Origin of the sequence: Brevibacillus parabrevis (assembly GCF_003710905.1) — a bacterium.
In the GTDB taxonomy this organism is placed as follows: domain Bacteria; phylum Bacillota; class Bacilli; order Brevibacillales; family Brevibacillaceae; genus Brevibacillus; species Brevibacillus parabrevis.
Genome location: NZ_RHHV01000006.1, coordinates 123,482 through 145,487, shown reverse-complemented (window position 1 = coordinate 145,487; position 22,006 = coordinate 123,482). Strand labels below are relative to the sequence as shown.

At 51.4% G+C, this 22,006-nt stretch carries 29 protein-coding genes and 1 riboswitch; of the genes, 17 read left to right on the top strand and 12 right to left on the bottom strand.

The annotated features are described in order from the left end of the window. The first annotated feature begins 209 nt into the window (after positions 1–209). The 4 genes from EDM60_RS07145 (at position 210) to EDM60_RS07130 (ending at position 6,459) form a co-directional block, all read left to right on the top strand. Positions 210–2,114, top strand: a complete 1,905-nt coding sequence (locus EDM60_RS07145) for an AraC family transcriptional regulator (protein ID WP_122963643.1) — start codon at positions 210–212, stop codon at positions 2,112–2,114. 498 nt (positions 2,115–2,612) lie between these two features. Further along, entirely contained in the window at positions 2,613–3,479 is an 867-nt protein-coding gene (locus EDM60_RS07140; RefSeq protein ID WP_167470246.1) for an ABC transporter substrate-binding protein, read from the top strand. 26 nt (positions 3,480–3,505) lie between these two features. Then, positions 3,506–5,149, top strand: coding sequence for an AraC family transcriptional regulator (locus tag EDM60_RS07135; RefSeq protein WP_174769206.1), 1,644 nt, complete (start codon positions 3,506–3,508; stop codon positions 5,147–5,149). Continuing rightward, the gene (locus EDM60_RS07130; RefSeq protein WP_122963342.1) at positions 5,125–6,459 is read left to right on the top strand and encodes an LLM class flavin-dependent oxidoreductase; all 1,335 of its coding nucleotides are present in this window, start codon (positions 5,125–5,127) and stop codon (positions 6,457–6,459) included. The genes EDM60_RS07135 and EDM60_RS07130 overlap by 25 nt, the downstream gene beginning before the upstream one ends. Positions 6,460–6,678: 219 nt before the next feature. Here the strand turns inward: EDM60_RS07130 and EDM60_RS07125 are convergent, their stop codons facing one another. Together EDM60_RS07125 and EDM60_RS07120 are read right to left on the bottom strand one after the other, a co-directional pair. After that, complete coding sequence (locus EDM60_RS07125) at positions 6,679–7,230, bottom strand: hypothetical protein (protein WP_122963341.1); 552 nt, start codon at positions 7,228–7,230, stop codon at positions 6,679–6,681. A gap of 48 nt (positions 7,231–7,278) precedes the next feature. Next, the gene (locus tag EDM60_RS07120) at positions 7,279–7,803 is read right to left on the bottom strand and encodes a GNAT family N-acetyltransferase (RefSeq protein ID WP_122963340.1); all 525 of its coding nucleotides are present in this window, start codon (positions 7,801–7,803) and stop codon (positions 7,279–7,281) included. Between the two features lie 542 nt (positions 7,804–8,345). Between EDM60_RS07120 and EDM60_RS07115 the strand changes: the two genes are divergently transcribed. Further along, the gene (locus EDM60_RS07115; protein ID WP_122963339.1) at positions 8,346–8,633 is read left to right on the top strand and encodes a hypothetical protein; all 288 of its coding nucleotides are present in this window, start codon (positions 8,346–8,348) and stop codon (positions 8,631–8,633) included. 66 nt (positions 8,634–8,699) lie between these two features. Here EDM60_RS07115 and EDM60_RS07110 read toward each other — a convergent pair whose 3' ends face one another. Then, a complete protein-coding gene (locus EDM60_RS07110) occupies positions 8,700–9,179 on the bottom strand; it encodes a GAF domain-containing protein (protein WP_122963338.1) in 480 nt (159 codons plus the stop codon). A 198-nt stretch (positions 9,180–9,377) separates the two neighbouring features. Between EDM60_RS07110 and msrA the strand changes: the two genes are divergently transcribed. After that, positions 9,378–9,893, top strand: a complete 516-nt coding sequence (gene msrA, locus EDM60_RS07105) for a peptide-methionine (S)-S-oxide reductase MsrA (RefSeq protein WP_122963337.1) — start codon at positions 9,378–9,380, stop codon at positions 9,891–9,893. Positions 9,894–9,991: 98 nt separating this feature from the next. On the opposite strand, the gene EDM60_RS07100 is transcribed toward msrA, so the two are convergent. Together EDM60_RS07100 and EDM60_RS07095 are read right to left on the bottom strand one after the other, a co-directional pair. Beyond that, a complete protein-coding gene (locus EDM60_RS07100; RefSeq protein WP_122963336.1) occupies positions 9,992–10,189 on the bottom strand; it encodes a hypothetical protein in 198 nt (65 codons plus the stop codon). An 84-nt stretch (positions 10,190–10,273) separates the two neighbouring features. After that, positions 10,274–10,621 carry a YkgJ family cysteine cluster protein gene (locus EDM60_RS07095; protein ID WP_122963335.1) on the bottom strand — a complete coding sequence of 116 codons (348 nt, stop codon included), beginning with the start codon at positions 10,619–10,621 and terminating at the stop codon, positions 10,274–10,276. A 247-nt stretch (positions 10,622–10,868) separates the two neighbouring features. Between EDM60_RS07095 and EDM60_RS07090 the strand changes: the two genes are divergently transcribed. Continuing rightward, positions 10,869–11,336, top strand: coding sequence for a DUF3862 domain-containing protein (locus EDM60_RS07090; protein WP_122963334.1), 468 nt, complete (start codon positions 10,869–10,871; stop codon positions 11,334–11,336). Between the two features lie 54 nt (positions 11,337–11,390). On the opposite strand, the gene EDM60_RS07085 is transcribed toward EDM60_RS07090, so the two are convergent. Then, entirely contained in the window at positions 11,391–12,068 is a 678-nt protein-coding gene (locus EDM60_RS07085) for an O-methyltransferase (RefSeq protein ID WP_122963333.1), read from the bottom strand. Positions 12,069–12,745: 677 nt separating this feature from the next. On the opposite strand from EDM60_RS07085, the gene EDM60_RS07080 reads away from it, so the two are divergent. After that, positions 12,746–13,192 (top strand): YhcN/YlaJ family sporulation lipoprotein, encoded by a 447-nt coding sequence (locus tag EDM60_RS07080; protein ID WP_122963332.1) that lies wholly within the window; start codon positions 12,746–12,748, stop codon positions 13,190–13,192. A 95-nt stretch (positions 13,193–13,287) separates the two neighbouring features. On the opposite strand, the gene EDM60_RS07075 is transcribed toward EDM60_RS07080, so the two are convergent. Next, complete coding sequence (locus EDM60_RS07075) at positions 13,288–13,530, bottom strand: hypothetical protein (protein ID WP_063231054.1); 243 nt, start codon at positions 13,528–13,530, stop codon at positions 13,288–13,290. 181 nt (positions 13,531–13,711) lie between these two features. Here EDM60_RS07075 and EDM60_RS07070 point away from each other — a divergent pair, with 181 nt between their 5' ends. From EDM60_RS07070 to EDM60_RS07060, 3 genes are all read left to right on the top strand, one after another. After that, the gene (locus tag EDM60_RS07070; RefSeq protein WP_122963331.1) at positions 13,712–14,686 is read left to right on the top strand and encodes a bile acid:sodium symporter family protein; all 975 of its coding nucleotides are present in this window, start codon (positions 13,712–13,714) and stop codon (positions 14,684–14,686) included. Positions 14,687–14,773: 87 nt separating this feature from the next. Continuing rightward, the gene (locus EDM60_RS07065) at positions 14,774–14,974 is read left to right on the top strand and encodes a hypothetical protein (RefSeq protein ID WP_122963330.1); all 201 of its coding nucleotides are present in this window, start codon (positions 14,774–14,776) and stop codon (positions 14,972–14,974) included. Next, positions 14,958–15,251, top strand: a complete 294-nt coding sequence (locus EDM60_RS07060) for a YolD-like family protein (RefSeq protein WP_122963329.1) — start codon at positions 14,958–14,960, stop codon at positions 15,249–15,251. The genes EDM60_RS07065 and EDM60_RS07060 overlap by 17 nt, the downstream gene beginning before the upstream one ends. 242 nt (positions 15,252–15,493) lie before the next feature. Here the strand turns inward: EDM60_RS07060 and EDM60_RS07055 are convergent, their stop codons facing one another. From EDM60_RS07055 to EDM60_RS07045, 3 genes are all read right to left on the bottom strand, one after another. Continuing rightward, positions 15,494–15,718, bottom strand: a complete 225-nt coding sequence (locus EDM60_RS07055) for a hypothetical protein (RefSeq protein ID WP_122963328.1) — start codon at positions 15,716–15,718, stop codon at positions 15,494–15,496. Between the two features lie 97 nt (positions 15,719–15,815). Then, on the bottom strand, positions 15,816–16,007 hold the full coding sequence (locus EDM60_RS07050) for a hypothetical protein (protein ID WP_122963327.1): 192 nt from the start codon (positions 16,005–16,007) through the stop codon (positions 15,816–15,818). 71 nt (positions 16,008–16,078) lie between these two features. Continuing rightward, the gene (locus EDM60_RS07045) at positions 16,079–17,089 is read right to left on the bottom strand and encodes a glycerophosphodiester phosphodiesterase family protein (protein ID WP_122963326.1); all 1,011 of its coding nucleotides are present in this window, start codon (positions 17,087–17,089) and stop codon (positions 16,079–16,081) included. Between the two features lie 170 nt (positions 17,090–17,259). Here EDM60_RS07045 and EDM60_RS07040 point away from each other — a divergent pair, with 170 nt between their 5' ends. Both EDM60_RS07040 and EDM60_RS07035 read left to right on the top strand, forming a co-directional pair. Beyond that, the gene (locus tag EDM60_RS07040) at positions 17,260–17,505 is read left to right on the top strand and encodes a hypothetical protein (protein ID WP_063231049.1); all 246 of its coding nucleotides are present in this window, start codon (positions 17,260–17,262) and stop codon (positions 17,503–17,505) included. A gap of 30 nt (positions 17,506–17,535) precedes the next feature. Beyond that, complete coding sequence (locus EDM60_RS07035) at positions 17,536–17,886, top strand: DUF952 domain-containing protein (RefSeq protein ID WP_122963325.1); 351 nt, start codon at positions 17,536–17,538, stop codon at positions 17,884–17,886. A 13-nt stretch (positions 17,887–17,899) separates the two neighbouring features. Here the strand turns inward: EDM60_RS07035 and EDM60_RS07030 are convergent, their stop codons facing one another. Continuing rightward, positions 17,900–18,121, bottom strand: a complete 222-nt coding sequence (locus EDM60_RS07030; RefSeq protein WP_122963324.1) for a hypothetical protein — start codon at positions 18,119–18,121, stop codon at positions 17,900–17,902. 119 nt (positions 18,122–18,240) lie between these two features. On the opposite strand from EDM60_RS07030, the gene tlp reads away from it, so the two are divergent. The 4 genes from tlp (at position 18,241) to EDM60_RS07010 (ending at position 20,616) form a co-directional block, all read left to right on the top strand. Then, on the top strand, positions 18,241–18,456 hold the full coding sequence (gene tlp / locus EDM60_RS07025) for a small acid-soluble spore protein Tlp (protein ID WP_122963323.1): 216 nt from the start codon (positions 18,241–18,243) through the stop codon (positions 18,454–18,456). Between the two features lie 148 nt (positions 18,457–18,604). Beyond that, the gene (gene mnmA, locus EDM60_RS07020; RefSeq protein ID WP_122963322.1) at positions 18,605–19,717 is read left to right on the top strand and encodes a tRNA 2-thiouridine(34) synthase MnmA; all 1,113 of its coding nucleotides are present in this window, start codon (positions 18,605–18,607) and stop codon (positions 19,715–19,717) included. A 19-nt stretch (positions 19,718–19,736) separates the two neighbouring features. Next, the gene (locus tag EDM60_RS07015) at positions 19,737–20,069 is read left to right on the top strand and encodes a hypothetical protein (protein ID WP_122963321.1); all 333 of its coding nucleotides are present in this window, start codon (positions 19,737–19,739) and stop codon (positions 20,067–20,069) included. Between the two features lie 34 nt (positions 20,070–20,103). Continuing rightward, entirely contained in the window at positions 20,104–20,616 is a 513-nt protein-coding gene (locus EDM60_RS07010; RefSeq protein ID WP_063231043.1) for an ACT domain-containing protein, read from the top strand. Positions 20,617–20,729: 113 nt separating this feature from the next. Here the strand turns inward: EDM60_RS07010 and EDM60_RS07005 are convergent, their stop codons facing one another. Beyond that, positions 20,730–21,551 carry an alpha/beta hydrolase gene (locus EDM60_RS07005; protein ID WP_122963641.1) on the bottom strand — a complete coding sequence of 274 codons (822 nt, stop codon included), beginning with the start codon at positions 21,549–21,551 and terminating at the stop codon, positions 20,730–20,732. A gap of 173 nt (positions 21,552–21,724) precedes the next feature. Continuing rightward, positions 21,725–21,922, top strand: a riboswitch (cobalamin riboswitch). Positions 21,923–22,006: the final 84 nt, after the last annotated feature.

Below are 22,006 nucleotides of genomic sequence, written 5' to 3'. Positions count from 1 at the left end.
GTCGCTGTTTTTCCAGAAAAGAAAAGGGGATAGAGCCGCTTGCCGTTCACGCAGCATTCATGGCCCTTTAGTGCGATGCGTGAATTGACAGTGAGAATGGTTATCGATAGAGTGTTGTAGAGAACAGTCCAGTCTGCTGGAAAAAAGAGGGGGAGATTCATCTGCAACTGGAACAGTACATCGCCTTGTGGAACCAGGCGACAATCAAAATGATCGATGTTCGGCAGCATCGTCTGCGAGGCGATGAAGCCCCGTTTTCCTACCGCTTGCCAGCCAGCGCATTTTTGTACACGACGATCGGGCACGCCCATGTCTACTTGGATGGGCGTTTTTACGACGCCCGTCCTTTCCACGTCTTGCACAGCGGAAAAGGCTCGCGGGTGGAGATTTATTGCCTGGACGATGCCGTCGTCTTTTATTTGATCCTCTATCAGGCAAAAGTGTTTCTGCCTTGGCGAAAAGAGCTTCGCGTCCTGCTTGAGACAGCCAATCCTTTCGCTCGCACGTACGAAGTCAAGCCGAAAGCCCCGCTCGAACTGCTAGACTTGCTTGTCGCCATGTACGAGGAATGGCAGTCGTCCACACCTTTGCAGCGATTTCACGTCAAAACGCTGTTTCAGCTGTGGGTGCACCAGATTTTGCAGCAGCTCCAGGAGCAGGACGGGAAGACGGGGGCGCTTTCTGTTGTCGAGCAAGCGATTTTATACATACAAGACAAGTACGCGGAGCCTCTGTCAGTGGAGACGATCTCGCAGCGCTTCGGCTATAGCGCCAAGCATCTGTCCAAGCTGTTTAAAAAACAGACGGGGCACAGCTTGATGGAGTTTGTGATCCAGGTCAGGATGGAGCAAGCCAAAGCGTTTTTGCTGCATTCGGATGCCACTGTGCAGGAAATTGCCGAAAAAGTCGGCTACGCCGATCGCTTTTATTTTTCGCGACTGTTTGCGAAATACGTGGGGATGTCGCCGATCCGCTTCAAAAAACAGGGGGAAGCGCTCGGGACGGAAATTTGTCCATACGCTTTGCGCCGTTCGTCCATTGTTCCGCTTTCCGTCCGCCGTTATATTGATAGTGGTTATGAGAATCATTATCGATATAAAGGAAGGAATGAAACATCGATGAACAGTCGCAAGTTGTCAATCGTCGCGACGATGCTGGTCTGCTTCGCCCTGGTGTTGAGCGCATGCGGTGCAGGTACTGGTGGCGGGGCAGGCGCTGCTTCCGGCAATCCGCAAGCGGTTGCGGTCAAAGAGCAAAGTGCCGCGAGCGCAGATAGCCAAAAACAGGTGCGCATCATGAAAACGATCAAAGGAGAGATTGAGATTCCTTCAGCGCCGAAGCGAGTGATCGTCGATTTGTACCTCGGCAGCTTCATAGCCTTGCAGTTCAAGCCGATCGGCACGCCGGAGCTGAATTTGAAAAACCCGTACTTTGCGGAGTCCCTTGTCGGAGTGGAGAACATCGGGGATTACGAAAATATTTCCCTGGAGAAAATGCTGGAACTTCAACCTGACTTGATCTTCACCGGAAACAAGGCCGCTTTTGAGCAGTACCAGAAAATCGCGCCGACGGTTGTCGTTCCGTTTGGACAGCTGAAAAATGTGCACGAAGAGATTACGTTTGTCGGACAGTTGTTGGGCAAAGAGGCGGAAGCAAAGGCATGGCTCACGGAGTATGACCAGCGAATCGCGCAGGCGCGGGAAAAGATAGCCAAAGTCGTTCCGGCAGATGCCACCGTTTCCATCATGCAAGATTGGGGCAAGCAAACAGGCGTCTTCGGCGACAACTTCGGACGCGGCGGCCAAGCCGTCTATGGCGGGCTCGGCTTGAAACCTCCGGCTGCCATCGCCAAGGAGATTATGGAGAAGCAGGAAGTGGAAGTTTCCAGCGAGAGGTTGCCGACCTACGCGGGTGACTATATCATCTTGACCTCCGAAGAGCGGACGATGGCTGATCTGAAAGCCGATCCGATCTGGCGCACGCTCGACGCTGTGAAAAACGATCGCGTCTACATTTGGAAAAAAGCGAAATCATGGTATTTCGACCCGATCGCCACCTTGTCGCAAACGGAAGAGCTGGCGGATTGGTTGGTGAGCACGGGAGCGAAAAAATAGGCAGTTGAATCAGAGCAAGTGCCTTCCTTTCAGGGGTGCTTGCTCTTTTCGTAGGCAAACCGCTGGATAAATCGGTCGGCGACTGGGTTGGCGCGGTTCGCTTCTGCGTGATTGGGGTTACGGTTCAAATCCCGAGTGACGAAGGCAGTGCTCAAATGGGAAAACGATGATATGTTTTCGTCTCACCAGAGCAGGAGAGGGGCAGGTGATTGATGGGCAACTGGAGCTAGTGACTGGGACGTCGCCCTGGTAGCGCCAATTGCATGTCGCAATTGTTTAATCGAAACAAGTCCTGTTCCTCCATTGAATAGCCTTTGTTATCCGATTATAATAGCCAAGTGAAAATGATAATCAATATTATCGGAGGGGTTGTAGTTGTTTCGTTACAAGACAATGATCGGTGCGGCCGCTTTGCTTTTGAGCCTAACAGTTGTACTGTCCGCTTGCGGAAGCAATGCAGATGGTAACAGAAGTTCTCAGTCTGGGGCAGCGCAAAGCTTGAGTTCAAGCGCGCAGTCCGCTTCCGAGGCGGAAAAAGGAGAAATGAGAACGTTTAAAGATTCGTTGAATCGGGAAGTGGTGATTCCCGTTCGGCCCCAAAGGGTGGTCGCTTTGGCCTTTGTCGGCGAAATGTTGGCCCTCGGGCAAAAACCGATCGGAGCGACAGACCAGTTACTGCGATTTTTTTCTGCCGAGGAGAAGCAAGGCATTGCCAACATCGCTGTGGACACAGCGAGCAAGGAAGCCGTATTGGCGCTAAATCCCGACTTGATTCTCGTCTCCGCCCGCATGGCGCCAGAAGAAATCGAAGCCTACAGCAAAATCGCGCCAGTCGTGGCGGTCCCTTTCTTCGGGGACGCATTTGAATCGCTGCATCTCGCCGCAGACATTTTGGGAAAGGAGCAGGAGGAGAAGGCATGGATCGAGCGCTATGAAACGAAAGCCAAACAGTTGCAGGACAAAGTCAAGCCAATGTTCAAGCAAGGGGAAACAGGTGTCGTCATTCAATTTGCCTTAAAGCAAATCTATACATATCGGACAAGCACGTTTCCGACCGTCTATCAGGTGTTGGGCCTGATTCCGCCGAAAAAGCTGCAGGAATTGGAGCAGCAAGAGAATTTCAAGGGAGTTGTACCGCTGGCGGAGGAGGTGTTGCCGGAGTTTGCGGCAGATCGTATTTTCGTCATCGTGAATGACGAGGAATCGCAACAGACGTTTGAAGACGCGAAGAAAGGTGCTGTTTGGAAAAACTTGCCTGCCGTTCAAAATAACCAGGTGTATGTGATTGACAAACGGTTATCTATAGCCGATGCCAGCACGTTGGATTGGGCGTTTGGTGAAGTAGAAAGGCTCTTGCTGAAATAAGCACGAAAGCGAAAGGGGGTTCGGACATGGGAAATGCACCGGATGAAAACACGAGGAATCAGTTCCCCTTGTTCGTACTTGAAGAGGTCGAAAAAGTTTGCGTACTTGCGAAGGATACTAGGCGGTTTCGGGCGGAAAGCAGCTTTAGTTTTATGGCTGTGGCAGATGGACAAGGCAAGCTCTGGCTTCAGGAAAACGCTGAGCAGATTGCCAAGGGAGCCTGCTGGATGGTGGAGCCTGCAACCTTTTGCGAAATAGCTAATACGGGGCAAAAGGAGCTGCGGCTGTACCGCCTGTTATTTCGGACAGTGGAGCGCAGTAAAGGGAATAAGGGCGGGGAAACGTTCCGGTTCCGTTTCGATCACGTTTTCAACATGAAGCCGGCTCATCGCGTGCTCGTCGACTGTCAAGCTTTGCTGCGGCGTTGGCCGGCGGAGGATGATATCGAGCAATTCAAAATGCAGATCGCCTTTCAGCAGTTGCTTTGCTTCCTTTTGGAGCAAACGCGAACGGTCGATGCGGAGGAGAACTCGGCCGCTGCAATCGAGCGTTCGATTGCATATTTGCACGATCATTATGCCGACGAACTGACCGTGCAGCAATTGGCGAAGCAAGCGAATCTCGGTGTTCGCCAGTATACCCGTTTGTTCAAAAGGACGACGGGAAAAAGCCCGATCGATTACTTGACCACCTATCGGATCAATCGGTCGAAGGAGGAACTCCTTATCGGTGGCGAGCTGCTGCATACCATCTCGCGCAACAGCGGGTTCAAAGACACGCATTATTTCAATCGGCGATTCAAACAAATCGTCGGCCTTCCCCCGAAACAATATGCGTGCAGTCGTGGCTGCGATACGAAAATCGTCACGCCGCACTATGTTGGGGACATGCTGGCGCTTGGCGTTAAGCCGATTGGCGCGCTCGACATTTCGCTCGATTCGCTTCGGGAAATCGCGAGCAGTATCAAGAGTATCGGCGACAACCAAGTGGAGCTGGCGAGAATTGAACCTCTGCAGCCGGATTTGATCGTGGCTTCAGATTTTATGGTAAGCTCGGAGTTTTCCGTCATTTCCCGACTGGCACCTGTTATCGTCGTACCTTGGGACGAACGGCCGTTCGAGCGCCTTCAGCGAATCGCCCGGGTGCTCGGCAAAGAGGCGGAAGCCAACCAGTGGCTGGAGCGCTACGAGTTGAAGAAAAAGGTTGTTCAGAAGCGAGTGCGTCCATTGGTCGCTCCGGAAATAACGGCTGCTGTTCTGCGCATAGACAATGGCAAGGTGTGGCTGCACGCCCCGCGTTTTTTTCCGACCGTCTACGAGGTGCTCGGTTTTTCTGCTCCAAGCTTGCTGGTGAACCATGTCCAGCAGGATGAACACATTCGCCGAGTGCCGATTGACTTTGCTCGATTCGCGGATTTGCAGGCAGATAAGCTGATCGTCATCCGCGGGAGAGAACAACAATTTCAGGAATGGTTCGACGAATTGCAGCGTACGAAAGGCTGGAAAAACCATGAAGCAGTACGGAGGGGTCAGGTGCATGTGCTTGAGCATCGCTGGGCTTCCTATGAAGCGATCACATTGGAATGGCAGCTGGACCAGGTTGACCGTCTACTATCCCATTTACCAACGACAGGAGTGGGCCGATCATGCTCCATTGTAAAAAGCAGTTGAAGCTGTCTACCTTGCTTATAACGCCGGGTTCGTCTGGCGGGGGATGGCGGGATCAGACGGCGCAGCCGGAACGGATACTGGACTTTGCCTTTTATCGCGAGCTGGCGCGAACGGCAGAGGAAGGCAAGCTCGATTATATTTTTCAACCGGATAAATATACGATATCAGCAAACAGCCCGGAAGAACTTCGCCGGGGGATTAACGTTTGGCCCGAGCCTGTGACGTTGCTGTCTGCTCTTGCAGGGGCGACCTCGCATATCGGTTTGTCCGCGACGATATCGACGACCTACCATGAACCGTTTCATGTCGCGCGCATGCTGGCGACGCTCGATCATCTGAGCGGCGGCCGCGCTTCCTGGAACGTCGTCACCTCGATCGGCGATCTGGATGCGCACAACTTTCGCAACGATCACCGTCCGTTGCACGAGCAGCGGCATGCGCATTCTGAGGAATTTCTTGATGTGGTTAAGGCGCTGTGGGACAGCTGGGAGGACGATGCGATCAAGATTGACCGGGAAACGGGCGATTTTGCCGATCCTGCCAAAATTCACACGTTGCATCATGAAGGGGCGTGGTTTTCCGTGCGCGGGCCGCTGAATGTGGCAAGGCCGATTCAGGGTCATCCCGTCATTATCCAAGCCGGACGGTCTGATACTTTCAGGGAACGGGCGGCCCAGCAGGGGGACGTCGTGTTCACCGCTTTACGCACCTTGCCGGAAGCACAAGCTTTTTATTTCGACCTGAAACGGCGCTTGGCCAAATACGGCCGGGCCACGTCTGATTTGCTGCTGATGCCGGGCTTGAATGTGGTAGTCGGCGCAACGGAAGCCGAGGCGAAGGAGAAGCGGGAGCATCAGGAGCGTTTGTTGCTTCCGGAGGCGCGCAAGGATATCGTTTCATCCTCGCTTGGACTCGACATCTCTGGGTACTCGCTCGACGATCCGCTTCCCGAACCGGATCTGGCTGACGCTGGAACGGCTTCGTACAGACAGTGGAAGCAAACAGCGGATCAGCTCGGTTTGGTTACGATTCGCCAGTTGTACGAGCATGTGAGGCAGCAGAGCGGGCATTTTTCGATCACAGGCACTCCAGCGCAAATTGCCGATCGCTTGGAAGAATGGCTGACGAACGATGCTGCGGACGGATTCACTTTCATTCCGCACCTGCTGCCGCAATCGCTGCACGATCTCGTTCATTTTGTCATCCCCGAACTGCAAAATCGTGGCATTTTTCGCACGGAGTACAGCGGAAGTACGCTGCGTGAGCATCTGGGCGTGCCGCGCCCGTCCAATCGGTTCGTGGTGGGGTGAACCTGAAACAGTCCCGAACCGATTAAAGAAATAGAGCAAGGCAATTGCGTTTAAGCGAGAATGGGAAGCGGAGAGCTGAATCAACACATGACCGTGCTTATCTTTACTGAGTGTTTGCAGGCTATACAAGCATCAGATGGATGGGGCGGCGTGCGTGGAAACAAATGTAAAGTACAAGAAACCCCCGTCAACAGCACGGGGGTTGGTCACGTTTCATGCTTATTTTTTGGTAGGGTCCAGAGGGCTGATCATAACGCTATTATAGTAGACTTGCTCCTTGGAATCCGTGTGGGTAAATATGAGCATGTAGCGATCCAGCTTGTAAATGATCTGGTGTTGCCTTTTGCCGCCATACCAAGGCTGATCGCCAACCACTTCAAAAATTTCCTCTTTTGTCAGCGGGGCAAAGGGAGCTTGGATGACCATGACAGTCGATTCGCCATTGATCCGATTGAGGAAGTAACGGTAGCCGTCCCACTCAAAAAAATGGGCGTTCGGGACTGGCGATACGATTTCGCTTTCCTGCAAACCATAGTTTGCTTGCAGCTCGTCGCGCGTCGTCTGTAAAGGGATGCTGCCGCCCATGGTTCCCTCAGACAGATGTTTCACGGTATGGGCAAGGAATTTTTGTGCATTTGCGGAAGATTCATATGGACGATAGCTTTCGTACGCACTCCTGTCTGCTGGCTCGTTTTCGAATGCAGCGAAGACAGGCAGGCTGCCAAATAGCAGTAAGCCAATGACGATGATCATTTGTTGCCAGAGCTTCATTAGTACCTCTCCTTATGCGAACGGGGCCGTTATCTTTTCAACAACCATTCATTTTTCCAACGAATAAAAACAGTCATTCACCATGGTGCCAGCAATTTCAGTATGTTCCGGCACGATTTTATCCAGCTTCATTCCCGCCTTTTCCAACACCTTTCTGGAAGCTGCGTGCTCTTCGGAACAAACAGCTGTGAATTTTCGGAAGCCATATGCATGGGCGGCGTGGTCCAGGACAAAAGCAAGCGCTTCGGTTGCATAGCCTTTGCCTTTGTGCGTATCCAAAATAATAAAGCCTACTTCCGCAGTGAGCACGTCACGATCACGGGTGCAGATGCTGATCAAGCCAACGTCGTTTCCGGTGTCTGTTTCGCGAATGATCCAGGTGAGCCAGTGGGTGGAGTCGAGAGTCCACGGAGCCAACTCTTTCGCAAAGTTGCTTCGGATCGCTTCCTCGCTCATAGGGGAGCCGATATGCTGCATGAGGACCGGATTGGTGTAAATGGAGCGAATCAATTCCCAGTCGGGCGGAGCCAGTTTGGTGAGAGTCAAGTGTTGGCTGGTCAATGGATTGGACATGGCAGTCTCCTTTTTACATCCGAAGTAGTGTGGCTGTCAGCCGGGAAGGCAAAAGAACGCCTAGTAGCAGAGCGAATGGCGTCAGCATCATTCCTTTGTCAGTTGATTTGGAGTTGGGATAATATTACAACAAGAGCGATCGAAAATCATCTCTATTTTCCAGCGACAGCGAAATATTTTCATGATGATCATAAAAAGCTTCCTTTTGCTTATCGCGGTCTGTTTATTTTGAAAACGTGGAAGATGGTGGTAATATAAAAAGAACTTCTTTACGCTTTGCATCCAACGATGTGCGACGGAAAACGCAAAAAGGGGAGAAAGGAGACGAGAAGTGTGCTCGATTTTGGCGCTGTTTCTTTAGAATGGGGCACTCTGCTTACGCAGCTGTCGGAGCATTTGCGCAAGTGATGCGGGAAGCTGTTTGCCCGCTGAGACTGTAGGCGGTACTAGCAACGGGCACGTAAGAACCAGGAGCGTCTGGAAAGGAGGGCGTCGATGAAGGAGACAAATTACGGTCATTAGCTTCCAAAAGGAGGTTAATGATGAGCAGAAGCTACAAGCACTTTCCAGTTGTCAAAGATCAGACGGGACCAGGCAAGCGATATGCCAAAAGGTTGGCGAGCAAGGCTGTTCGCAGATACCAGAAAGGCATTTCTATCGGCGCGATGTATCGCAAGCTGTTTTGCTCCTGGGACATCAACGATTTTCGCTTCTACCGAACTCTTGCGGCTGCCATCCGCGAATGGGAAACGAGCCAGGTGCCGCGAGTGAGAGCAAAGTCAAAAAAGCAAATCCAAAACGAATGGGCCAAGCACTACTACCGAAAATAACAAATCGCCATGAAAAAAAGAGCAGAAGGAAGCCTGCTCTTTTTTCGCGTGGAAAAGAAGGCGCGATCACAAAAAACGCACGAGCGCCTGGACGAACTTTTCCAAATAAGCTTGATCGATTTCGTCAAAACGGTTTTTGCGCGGGCTGTCGATGTCGAGGACGCCGAGCAGTTGTCCGTCTTTTACGATCGGGACGACGATCTCCGACTCGGAAGCTGCATCGCACGCGATATGCCCTGGAAACAAGTGCACATCCTCTACGCGAACCGTTTCCTGCTTCTGCGCGGCGGTGCCGCATACGCCTTTTCCGAACGGGATGCGCACGCATGCAGGCAGTCCTTGGAACGGACCGAGCACGAGTTCATTTCCGTCGTTCAGATAAAAGCCCACCCAGTTGACTTCCTCAAAAAACTGGTTCAGCAGCGCTGCGGCATTGGCCAGATTGGCAACCTGATTGGACTCGCCAGCGAGCAAGGCTTCCAACTGCTTGATGACCAGTTCGTATTGCTCTTCTCTATTTCCTTGAAATTTTTCGACTTGGAACATGGATGGTCCTCCTAACAGCTAATTGTCTATGGCTTTACTCAGATATTATAAAACATCCTGAGGGCATTGGCTTCACGAGATTCTATGGACGAGCAGATTTGTTGCCCACTTTTTCCTAGAAGCGAGCCGAAAGCTCTTGTACAATGAATGAGAGCAGAACATGGAGACTACCTGTAGCTGGGACTGGAGGAAATACAGATGGAAAAAGCGACATTTGCAGGCGGATGCTTCTGGTGCATGGTGACACCGTTTGATGAGCTGCCGGGCATCGGAGGCATCATCTCCGGGTATACCGGGGGAACGGTGGAAAACCCGACCTATGAACAAGTAAAAACAGGCGAAACCGGACACTGGGAAGCGGTCGAGATTACGTTCGATCCCGAGTTGTTTCCATATGAAAGACTGCTGGAGCTGTTTTGGCAGCAAATCGATCCGACTGACCCGGATGGACAGTTTCACGATCGGGGCAGCCAATATCGCACCGCGATTTTTACCCATAACGAAAAGCAGCATGAGCTGGCGGTCGCATCGAAACAAGCGCTGGCGGCGAGCGGTCGCTTCTCCAAGCCAATCGTCACGGATATTTTGCCTGCGTCCGTTTTTTATCCCGCCGAAGAATATCACCAAGGCTACCACAAGAAAAACCCGAAGCATTACAAGGAAGACCGGGAAAAGTCCGGCCGCGATGCGTACATTCAGCAGCATTGGAAATAAAAGCAGCTTCCTAAAAAGCAGCAGGCAAGCCCGACATGGTCTGCTTGCGATCCAAACCCGTCCTGTGCAAAGGGCGGGTTTTTGTTGGACTTGCCAAATCAGGATGAGAACAGGTCGCTAAACCAAGGCAGCGACAAATAGACGCTTGCACAAACCAACAAGAAAATGACCGTTTTCATGATCGCACCCGCCCAAAAATGCTGGGGATGCACGGCGCGTTCGACCAGCCTTTCCAGTACGAGAAACAGCAGGATGGCAAGAAAGGCGAGAATGACAAACCCGATGAACGGTTCCATTTGACTGGCACCTCCCGAATATTTCCTGGCACTTCCATGCTTGCAATCCCTGCGCCGTGTCACCTTACGTCCAGCCTAGATACGTCACTGAAAATCTTTCCACGTAAAATCGATCGAGAGGTAGCCGACATGTCGTTCTTTGATCGGCGCTTTCCCTTTTGTCGCCAGTTCCGGTTTGCGAAAACAGACGAGGTCTTCGTGATAGCCAAACAGGCGGCAAACGTCTGGACGAAACGAATGAATGCCGCAACGATCGTGATTGACGTCGTAGAAAATGCAGGTGCCGGGAAAGCGCTGCTGATGCGCCAAGCCTTCGCGGAGCTTTTTCGGCATGGCTTTCAGCTTTTTATGTATGAGCTTTCGTTCCTTGTCAGTGATGGGTACCGGGCCACAGCATAAGCCTTTGCAGCCCTGACATGGCAATGTGTTCATTACAGCACATCCTTTCATCCAGTTCTTCGCTGTCCCTTGCGTAAAGAATAGTATGAAAGGTTTAAAAGCTGATGTAAATGATTAAATATTTTAATATAACACAAAAATAAATTTTTGTCAACAATTATTCCGATTGTATTCCCTGCTTGTCTCTGCTTGGAAAAAGGTCGCCAATTAGGAAAATATTCTCATGAAACTGGTAATATTTTGGATTAAGGTGTAGAGATGAAAAGGGGGATTGGTTACCGTGAAAAAAATATGTGCATTGCTACTCAGTATCGGACTGGGACTGACAGGTTGCGCTTCTGCACCAGCGGAAACGCCAACTGCGGGAACGCAGGCAAGCTCTTCTGAAAGTTCCGCACCGACCAATGCGACTTCGACTGCCGCTGCACCAGCAGAAACACCCGCTGCGGGAACACAGGCAAGTTCTTCGGAAACTTCCTCGCCGACCAATGCAGCGTCGGCTTCTGCTGCCAATGAAAAAACGAAGATTTCCAAGGCTGCCTTTGACAAGATCGAAAACGGCATGACGTATGAGGAAGCAACGGGGATCATTGGGGGAGAAGGCGAGCTGCTGTCGGAAGCAGGGAACAAAGGGGAGCAGCATCATGCTGTCGTCTACATGTATGAAGGAGAAACGCTCGGAAGCAGTGCCAGTTTGGCATTCCTGGATGGCAAACTGCAAGTCAAATCCCAAATCGGTCTGCAATGAACGAAACCCGTCTGTGCGCTCAGCATCGGACGGGTTTTTATTGGGAGATGTGTGTTAGTTAGGATCTGCTGTCACCAGGGCGATGGCAAAACCGTCGTAGCCTTTGCTGCCGACTGTTTGAATGGCAGTCGCACTCACTCTTGGCTCTGCGGCAACGAGATCGGCGAACTGGCGAACGCCGAGGATGTTAGGATCGGTGCTCGTTTCGTCGATGACCGCACCTTTTCTCACGACATTATCCGTGATGATCACACTGCCTTTGCGCGAGAATTTGAGCGCATAGCGGAAGTAGTCCGGGTTGTTCTTCTTGTCTGCATCAATAAAGATCAGGTCGAACGGTCCTTGATTTTCGCGATCGAGAGCGGAGAGGCTGTCCAGAGCGTCGCCAAGGCGGATTTCCACCAGCGATTCGAGTCCGGCACGAGCAATGTTCGCTTTTGCTACCTCTGCATGCTTCGGTGCGGCTTCGAGCGTGATCAGGCGGCCGTCTTGAGGCAAGGCGCGAGCGAGCCAAATCGTGCTGTAGCCACCGAGTGTACCAATCTCCAGAATGGAGCGTGCCCCTTGAATCTGGGCGAGCAAGTGCAGGAACTTCCCCTGGTTGGGGGCCACGTCGATTGGCGGAAGGCCAGATGCTGCGTTGTGTTCCAAAACGGCGTCCAGTACAGGATCTGCTGAAACCAGTTTCGTCGTAAAATATTCATCTACAGCTGTCCATTGATCGCGATTCATCGTCTCACTCCTTTTTATGGCAAAACTAGCATACCATAAAAGCATCTTTGCCGAAAATATTGGAAAAGCGCTACGATTCAAAGCGACACGAAACAAAATCAAGCGGAAAGTATTGCGTTTGTTACCATAATTTTCGCATGGTATGATCGACCAATTCCGTAGATAATAGAAAAGTAATCCAAGCTAGCTAGTATAATCCAACTTGGGGATTGAATGCGTTCGACTTAATTCAGGCAGATAGGTCGGCGCTATTTTTTTGTTCCATTCATAGGTATTATTACCTAAAAGTGATGGTTGTTGCGAGTTCTATTGTCCTATATCATGAAATCATTCACGTATGACATATGCGTACTACCCCGTACGCCCCGGCCGGAAGCAGCGGCTGGGATTTTTTTTTGTTCACCAAAAGCCATCCAGTGATCTCCTATCGCTTACAAAGCCATATTTGGTATATCCTATTGGAGGACTCGCAATGTTCTTGGGGTCTGCGGCGGCTCAATAATGCAGATGAGCCGCCGCATTTTTTTATGCCAAAATCGCAGGCGGGGATAAATAGTTACATAGTCCTGGACGGTCAAATCGGTCTCCTGCGTCTCTATATTGGAAAGAACCCGCACTCATACATGCTCCATTTCCGGTCATCCTAAAGTAAGGATAACTTGTCAGGAGGTGTTTGCATGCGTACGATACTGGCAATTTTGGCGATCGCGCTGGTCATGACAGGATGCTCGGGGAAAAACAATGCGCAGACACAGCAACAGAACAAGGCAGAGCCGTTGTGCACACCTGTGCCTGTCCGGCATGCGGAGTGGGAAGAGCAGGCGAAAGCGATTGCCGCTAAAGTGGATGGGATCGATGAAGTGGTTGCTGTCCAGATTGACAACGATTTGAACCTCGCCATCAAGGTTAGCAACTTCAATCGCTTTAAACTGCAATCGATTGAAAAAGAAGTGGCGGGCAAGCTGAAAACGGCATTTCCCGATTCGAAAGTTCACGTCACTTCTGATAAGAAACTGTTTATGGACTTGCAATCGATGAGCGGTACGCCATGGCCGACGGATGTAAAAGAGGCGTGCCAGAAGAAAAAAGCTGCAAAAGAGCTGGAAAAGAAAATGAAAGGGTAACTGGGACGAAGACCTCACCATCGCAAGCGGATGGATTGAGGTTTTTTGCTTCGTGTAAAAAAAGAAAAACTCCCGATTGGGGAGTTGAGTTTCTTCTAGTAACGGTCATGATCGTGATGGTCGCGATCGCGTTCGCCACGATCACGATGCAAGTCGATGCCACGCAGCTCGCTTTTTGCTTTTTCAACCAATACTTGATAATCTCTGACCACTTCGGTCAGAGCGGAGACGGATTCTTTATAATCCGGTTCGTTACAAATCCCATCAATCGCCCGATGGAGGTGAAACATTTTATCTTCGGTTTTTCGGATAAATTCTACCCAATCCATGCCGTTCATAAAAATACCTCCTTTCTAAAGCTTAGGCTTTACCCGTTCGCCAAAAAGTATGCAAGTGTGCCTTTGTTTGCCCGTCAAAGTGCGGCGCCCGTCATTTTCTCTAGAAATAAAGTTGTCCAGTACGTAATATAGAAAGATGGGTTTTCATCAGGCGTTCGCAAAAGCAAATGAGGTGCAGGAAATGGATGTATTCGCAAAAGTAAACAAGTCGCTGGAAAAAATCATGCCGTTGTTGACCCCGAGCAGTGTGGCGATTGGCGTGCTTGCGGGATCGCACCTGCAGCCGTTCGCGTTTTTGTCTCCGTGGGTTTTCGCTTTTATGACCTTTGCAGGGAGCCTGGGATCTGGGTTCAAGGAGTTTGCCAAAGTGCTGGCACGTCCGTTGCCGCTGCTGGTCAATTTGATGATTTTGCATGTCATCATGCCGTTCATTGCCTGGGGAGTGGCGCATCTGTTCTATCCCGACGATGTCCATGTCATTACCGGCTTTTTGCTGGCGGCGCTCATTCCGACGGGCATCTCCAGTTTTTTGTGGTCTTCGATTTACATGGGAAACGTCGCGCTGACGCTGTCGATTATTTTGCTCGACACGATGATTTCGCCGCTTGTGGTTCCTTTCGGCATGTACGTGTTGCTCGGGGCGAAAGTAGAGATGGATACATGGGACATGATGCAGGGACTCTTTTTCATGATCGTGCTGCCGTCGCTTGCCGGTATGCTGTTGCATCATCTGTCGCGGGGGAGAGTAAAACAGACGCTGGCTCCCAAGCTTTCTCCGTTTTCCAAACTGGGCATGGGTGTGGTCGTCGCGATTAACAGCTCGATGGTGTCGAATTATTTCCAGGCATGGGACGCCAAGCTGTTCGGGATGGCTGTGTTGGTGCTTTTGCTCGCCATTCTCGGTTACTTGCTAGGCTGGTGGATGGCAAGACTGTTTGGCTGGGAACGGGACGTAATCGTCGCGCTGACTTTTAATAGCGGGATGCGCAATATTAGTGCCGGAGCGGTTATGGCGATTACGTATTTCCCTGCTACAGTGGCCCTGCCTGTCGTGCTCGGGATGCTGTTTCAGCAGACGCTCGCCTCTACGTTCGGCAAGTTTTTGGATGTGGTGGAAAAGCGGCCGCAACCAATCGGGAAGGAAGTCGCCCAGTAGAAAGCAGGAAGATTCTGCTTTTTCATATTGCCTGTTCGCATATTGTTCGTATATAATGAAGCAAACGTACGTTCGAGGGTGATGTTTATGCTGGAGACCATTCTCGTTCCTGTGAACAAGGAGATGCAGCGGGTTCCCGTGCTTACAGCCGTACATCTTCGCGTCTACAGAATGCTGGAAAATGGAACAGAGATTCATACGATCGCGTCCAATCGTCAAATGAGACGGGCAGTAAACGATTTGTACAGGCTAGGGTGGGTGAAATCAAGTGATGAGCGGTATTCGTAACGGCGGAGGACGTCAGCTTTTTCCGCAAGACATGGCTCAGCCAGTGATCACAAAGCAGGAGCGTGAATCGTTTTTGTACATGCTCCGTGATTCCGGCAGGGAAGATTATGGCGTGACAGTCAGCTGGTGGGTGTCCATGGATGGCGAGCGCGGGAATACGCACAGCATGTGGGGCGTAGTCAAGTGGGTTGACCCCAAGGCACGCAAGGTTCAACTGGTCAATGAAGCGAGAAGCGAGTGGATCGGTTTGGAGCAGATCGTGAACGTTCTTGGATAAACGAAACGACCGAAAAAACAAGAAAAGGAGGGGCGCGAAGTCCCTCCTTTTTGCGTGCGAACAGATAGAGAATGATAACGGAAAGAAATGGTGTAAGAAAAACTAACATAAAAACTCAGAAAAATGACAAAACAAGTTGACAATCACTCGTTTCATGTTAGTATATATTACATAGCATGCATTCTCTCCACTTCCTATCTTCGGCCCAGAAATGGGTCCCTTTTTTTGCCCGAGGCCATCGATTATTGCGGATAGGGCTTGCCTTCCCCTTGAAAGAGCTTGCTTACCATTTGATACAAACGGCCGGACATATCCGGGAACACAAAGGAATACTGATTGGCCCCTTCCTTGAGCAAAGCGACTGGCGCTTCAATCGTGTAGGGGATTTTCATCAAATCGAGCATTTTTTTGTATTCATCTACCATGGAGTGATCAACGGTATAATAAAACGATTTGGAAGGGTTCATTTCAGCACGCTCCTTTTCCATATTGTAGCATACGTAAACAAGAAACACTCTGCTGCAGAAGCTGGCAGAGTGTTTTTGCGTACCAAGAGCAGGTCGTTTAGCTGCTGAAAAAGCTCCTGCTGGAATGTTTTCTTTTGTAGTGGGAACTGCCGTAATGAGAGTGTCCGTGCCCCCTGTGGCTGGACCCGTAACCTTTCCGGTATTTGCGGTCGCTGCTGCTGTATTTCCGGTATTTGTGGGAAGCATTCGAGTGATTACCCAGTAAATTTTTCAAAAGCTTTTTGAACATCCCCATCACTCCCAATTGTCTTGTCAGATTCGGCTGCGTATTCGTATATACGCATATGTCTGGAGACAGTTTCACTTTGTTTCGCTTTTTTTATGCAAAAGCGGTCCGATGCGATCAATCCGATTTGTCCAGATTCCTCCGTTGAACTTCTCGGGAACCCGGTTCAAATCGGCCGGGGTATCGAAGCCTTGGGAGAAGTCGCCGCTTCCTGCCACCAGGATGACGCGAGTATCCGCTGCTTCCATTCTTTCCATGAAGCGATTGGGCCAACCCCACAGCCAGGGAGCGATTTGATCGGGAATATGCAGCTGGGTCCCGGCGCAGGCGTCCGGAACGTATCCGGACCAGCCGACAGCGATGTAAGGAATCAGGCAGCTTTTCATCGTGCTCATCGACATGACGCGCAGCTCCGGCATTGCTTGCTTCAGCGTGGCAACAGGCTCGTCGCCGCCGTATACAGCGAGCTTCGCCAGCCGTTCTTTCGGCAAGGGCTGCAAAAAGGCGGCAAGCGCTTTGCCTTCGTTTGGATCGTTGCTTTTGATGTGGATCAACAATGACTCCGTCGGAAATTCCGTCAGAACCTCGTCGAGAGAAGGCATCAGTCCGACACCTTTGCCGCGAAAAGGATACGTGCGCCCGCCGTCTGCCGTGTAGTTGTAGCCCACGTCCAGCTTTTTCAGCTCGGACATGGTGAAGTCTCTCGTCACCCCTTCGCCATTGGTGCGACATCCGAGCGTCCAGTCGTGAAAGACGGCGAATTGAGAATCTTTCGTCCAGTGGACATCGAGCTCAACGGCATCGGCTCCGGCTGCGAAAGCCGCGCGCATGGAAGGAAGCGTATTTTCCAGGTAAGGATGTTCTGGCGGGTAAATTTGCTCGGCTGTGCACGTTTCGTTTGTGATTCCTTCCATATGAAAGGTTTGCGCCACTCCGCGGTGAGCCAGCAAAAAAGGAGAGCCGTCAGGCGGACTCGCCAAAAAAGAGCTGTTGACGACCCACATATAGAGAAGGAGCGTCAGGAATGCCCAAAAGAAGATGCGGCGCAACCGCTTCTTTTTCGGTGCCGATTTGATGTTTTCCATAGATGGAGCGGCCTCCGGTGATGTATGACCTGTTTTTCTACCGTTATTTTACCAAAGCAGGCGCCAGGAGGAAAACATGTCTCTGTGCGCAAGAGGGACTTGGCACGGGGAAAAAAGACTGGCAGAATAGAGCGTACGTATGGATTGACTTACCGAGCAGGGGGAGTTCGATGAAAATAGCGCTGCACCAGATCGCCTATCAAATCGGGATGCACCCAAACGAGATGGCCAAGCTGGTTTACGAGGGAGAAATTACGGGTGAAGTGCCTAACCGCAATCCGCAAGCGAAGGATGCGTGGGTGGATTTGCATTCATTGAAAAACTTCATTGAATGGAAGTTCGATCAAGGGGCATTTGACCGGATGTTTTTCGATAAAGCCATGCGGCATGTCAACAAAGCGATGGGAAACAAATAAAGCGCAAGCGAAAAAGGAGACATACTTTCGATGCAGGAATCGATCATTTATTGCATGGTGCCAAAAGCTTACTGGGAACAGTGGAAAGAGAAGGAGCATTACCTGCCCCGCGACTACGAGCAGGAAGGTTTTATTCATGCCACAAAAGGCGACGAGCTGTTGGGGAAGGTAGCGGACCGGGTATACGGCGCATTTGAAGGGGAGTTGTTCGTCCTCGTAGTCGACGAGAGCAAATCCGCTTCTCCGATCAAATACGAGCAGGCGAGCGACGGACTGCTTTATCCGCATATTTACGGTCCGCTCAATCACGATGCCATTGCCGATATTCGCCGGATGGAAAAAGTGGACGGGCATTGGCGCATCGGCGAATCTATTCGCTAGTCGTTTATCCGGTTTATCCGTTCCAGTTGAACTGATTCAGCAAATCGCGCACTTCCTCGCGCTTGGATGCAGGCAGCTTGTCGAGTCTGCGCAGCAATAGCGCGATCCTTTTGCGCTGCTCGATTTCGGGGAACGGCTCGGCATGTCTGCTCACCCATTGGCGCTTGAGCCGCACCGGGTCTGTCTCCGCGATGATTTTTAACAGCTTTCGTTCCAGAAAATCAAGGGAAGCCATCGGTCAAACTCCTCTTCGTCCAAAATCAGATGCTACCAGTTTATCATACATACTTCTGGCGTGAACGGAGAACAATGGTACAGGTAGTGAATCTAGTTGGAACCAGAGGAGGAATTGTGATGGCAAAACCGGATGATCGCTCTGACAACGCTGCCAAGCTGCAAGAAATGGCGCGAAATACAGAGGAAAATATCAACGAGGCGAATGACTATCTGGCTGCGCACGCGGGGGAGATTTCCGCCAAGGAACGTGCGGACATCGAGGCGAAGAACGAGCGTCGTGCAGAAAGTGCAGAAGGCTTCCGTTCGGAAATCGAGGATGAGACGTCCCAGTGAGCTGAAAATCATCTCGCATCGACACCTGCCACAAGAGTTGCGGCAGGTGTTTTTGGCATGGAGCGGGGAAAAGTGCAACAAAACATGAATTGTTTTGCGAAACATGGTAATCTGTAGAAGAACAAATTGAATCAAGAGGAGAAAGACTATGAAACGACCAGAAGACACACGCGTCGTTGTCGGCATGTCCGGCGGAGTCGACTCCTCCGTGACGGCTTACCTGCTCAAGCAACAGGGATATGACGTCATCGGCATCTTCATGAAAAACTGGGATGATACCGATGAATTCGGCCACTGCACGGCGGAAGAAGACTTCCAGGATGTCCGGCGCGTCTGTGAACAGATCGGCATTCCATATTACACCGTCAATTTTGAAAAAGAATACATGGATAAAGTATTCCAGTATTTTTTGGATGAATATAAACGCGGGCGCACTCCGAACCCGGACGTCATGTGCAACCGCGAAATCAAGTTTGGCGAACTGCTGGCAAAAGTGATGGACCTGGGAGCCGATTACATCGCGACAGGCCACTATGCGCAGGTGAAATTCATCGACGGGGAGTACAAGCTGATCCGAGGCGCGGACAACAACAAGGACCAGACGTATTTCCTCAACGTGCTCGGCCAGGAGCAGTTGTCCAAAACGATGTTTCCCATCGGACATTTGCCAAAGCCCGAGGTGCGCAAAATTGCCGAGGAAGCAGGGCTTTACACCGCAAAGAAAAAGGACAGCACAGGGATTTGCTTCATTGGCGAACGCAACTTCCGCGAGTTTTTGCAAAACTACTTGCCAGCGAAGCCCGGCAATATCGAGACTGTCGAGGGAACCGTGATCGGGCAGCACGATGGACTGATGTACTACACGCTCGGTCAGCGCCAAGGGCTTGGAATCGGCGGCGGACACGGCACGAGCGGTCAACCGTGGTTTGTCGTGGACAAGGATCTGGAACGCAACGCACTGATTGTCGGGGAAGGCTCTGATCATCCCCGCCTGTACTCAAGCAGTCTTTTGGCGACAGACGTGAGCTGGGTTAGCGCCAACAAGCCAACCGGATCGTTTGTCTGCACCGCGAAGTTCCGTTATCGTCAGCCGGATCAGCAAGTGACGGTACACGTGCAGGAAGGCAACACCGTAGAGGTCGTTTTCGCTCAGCCGCAAAAAGCCGTTACTCCTGGACAGGCCGTCGTCTTCTACGATGGCGAAGTTTGTCTCGGCGGAGGAACGATCGACAAGGTGCGTTCGATAGATAAAGAGAATTAATATACGGGGGAAGCGCTTGGTGGATGCAACGAAAAAATCCAAAGTGATTATCGTTTCGTTTTTGGCGGGAGCACTCCTCTTGGGGTTTCTCGCTTACATGGGAATGTCGGCTACGAGCAGTGAGCACATGGCGACGATCCAGGCTGTCATCAAGGAAAAAGGCGGCGTGATTGAACCGGGCGGCGTGACCGCTGTTCCTGCCGATGAAAGCCCTTTTGCCAAAAGCGGAAAAGGCAATACGATTTACCGCATTGTGTACAAAAAGGACGGGGAAAGCCTGACAGCCTGGTACCGTTCCGAAAACCATTCCTCCATCATCAAAGAGCCGGAAGAGTGGATTCTTCCGAAATGAAGAATAACCTTGACTGGGAGAGTGAGGGCATTACATGACCCAATACGCTGGACTTCGTGAGTTGGCCCAATTGATTAGCAGACTGGAGCCGCAGCTTGCAGGGGCAACCTTGAGCATTTTGGCCCATGAAAACAAAGAGCAGATCGCATCCTTGCTTCTGGAAGGGCTGGGCAGCGGCGTTTCCGTGCAAAACAGCTCTGGCGAATACGCCAACCATTTGGCGAATTTGCGCGTGGGCGCGAACAAATATACGTTCGCCCAGGACTGGCGCGAGGTGTACATCAGTGAGATCAATTACTGCGCCTGTCGGATTCCGCCGGGCGGTCACGGTCTTTTGGTGCACCATACCGACTATCCCGGGGTCATTTACGACGTATCCCGCAAACTGGCTGACCACGAAATCAATATTTCCAAGCTGAACGTGTCGCGCGAGCAAAAAGGGAAGAACGCCCTGCTTGTTTGCGTCACGGATGAAGAGATTACGCCAACAGTTGTAGCGGCGATTGAAGAGCTGCCGCAGATCAACAAGGTGTTGTCCCTCCAGTAAGCCGAAAAAGAGCAGAAATGCGTGCATGACCGCTCATATGTTTCGTATGGGCGGTTTTTTGCGTGCGTGGAGCGGTTGTTGGCCGGTTTTGGGAAAAGAAAAAGCTGCCCTGGTTAGCGGGCAGCGGTTTTGGAAGCGAAGCGGATCGCGTGGCTGATCAGGACGTGCAAGACAGAGGTGTGATTTTCGTCCGGGAATTGACGGAACGTGGCTTGAATCTGGCCTGTGCCGAGAGCGGACAGCCTTTTTGCCATGGCCTCTGCTTTGACGTTGACGTGGAAGCGCCCGTCGTTCTCCAGTTCCCCGATCGTCAGGAGCGCTCTGACTTTCAGCTCGTCTGTAAGCCGTTCAGGCAAGCGCCGCTCTTCTTCGAGCAGGACGCTTTCGTTCCAGTGAATGGACGGGCTGCCGGCGATATAGCATTGGTACTCGTGCGGCCGCGTCAACAGGGCGTGCAGCACCAGCAAGCCGCCGAGAGAATGACCGAAGATCGTCTGGCGGGTACGATCGATAGGAAAATCTTTTTCGATAGCAGGCTTCACCGTTTTCTCGATAAACGAAAGAAACCTTTCGGCGCCGCCCATTTCCGGCCATTCTCCGCCGCGCGGATGAGCGGGCAGCTCGTCTTGCGGAACGACATGCGTGAAGTCGTAGTAGCGGGACGGATGGAAGGGCGCTTCCGTCGGATAGCCGATGCCGACGACGATGGCTGGTTGCACGCCTGTTTTTTCAGGAGCGCGGCATTGCAGGCGAATGGCTTCGGTCATCGTGCCGAAAACCGAGTTGGCGTCCAGCAAATAGATGACAGGAAAGCCTGTTGGCGGCGGGGCTGTGTCTGGCGTGCTCACAAATAGGTGGAACGTACGCTCGTTGTATGTTATTTTTCTCGTTTGGGAACGGGGAATCGCTACTGCCTCGTAAGTCGTACTGTCCATCATGGGTCACTCTCCATTCGTCCGTAGGCGTCAACTTTTATGTACACGAAACCTATTATATGGACGAAAACCAGAGATTGGCAATAGAGAAATGAGAGAGATTATCACTACGAAAATTGAACATGCCAAGCTTGACTCCTACGATATATTGAGGTAAAGTAAGTTTTACCAACTACATATTGATGCGGACAGGTGTTTACCACGCTATATTTGGTAGACTTAATAGGGAAGTCGGTGAGATTCCGACGCGGTCCCGCCACTGTGATGAGAGAGTTCCATTTGCTTGTGATCGCCACTGATTGAGCCAATCGGGAAGGCCAAATGGAGCAATGACCCCAAGCCAGGAGACCTGCCTGACTGCAAGCACTGTGTAACCTACGGAAGATAGGGAAGTGTTCGAGCGCTCCATTCGTTTGTCATGCTGAATGGATACGATGGGAATCATCATGCGCATT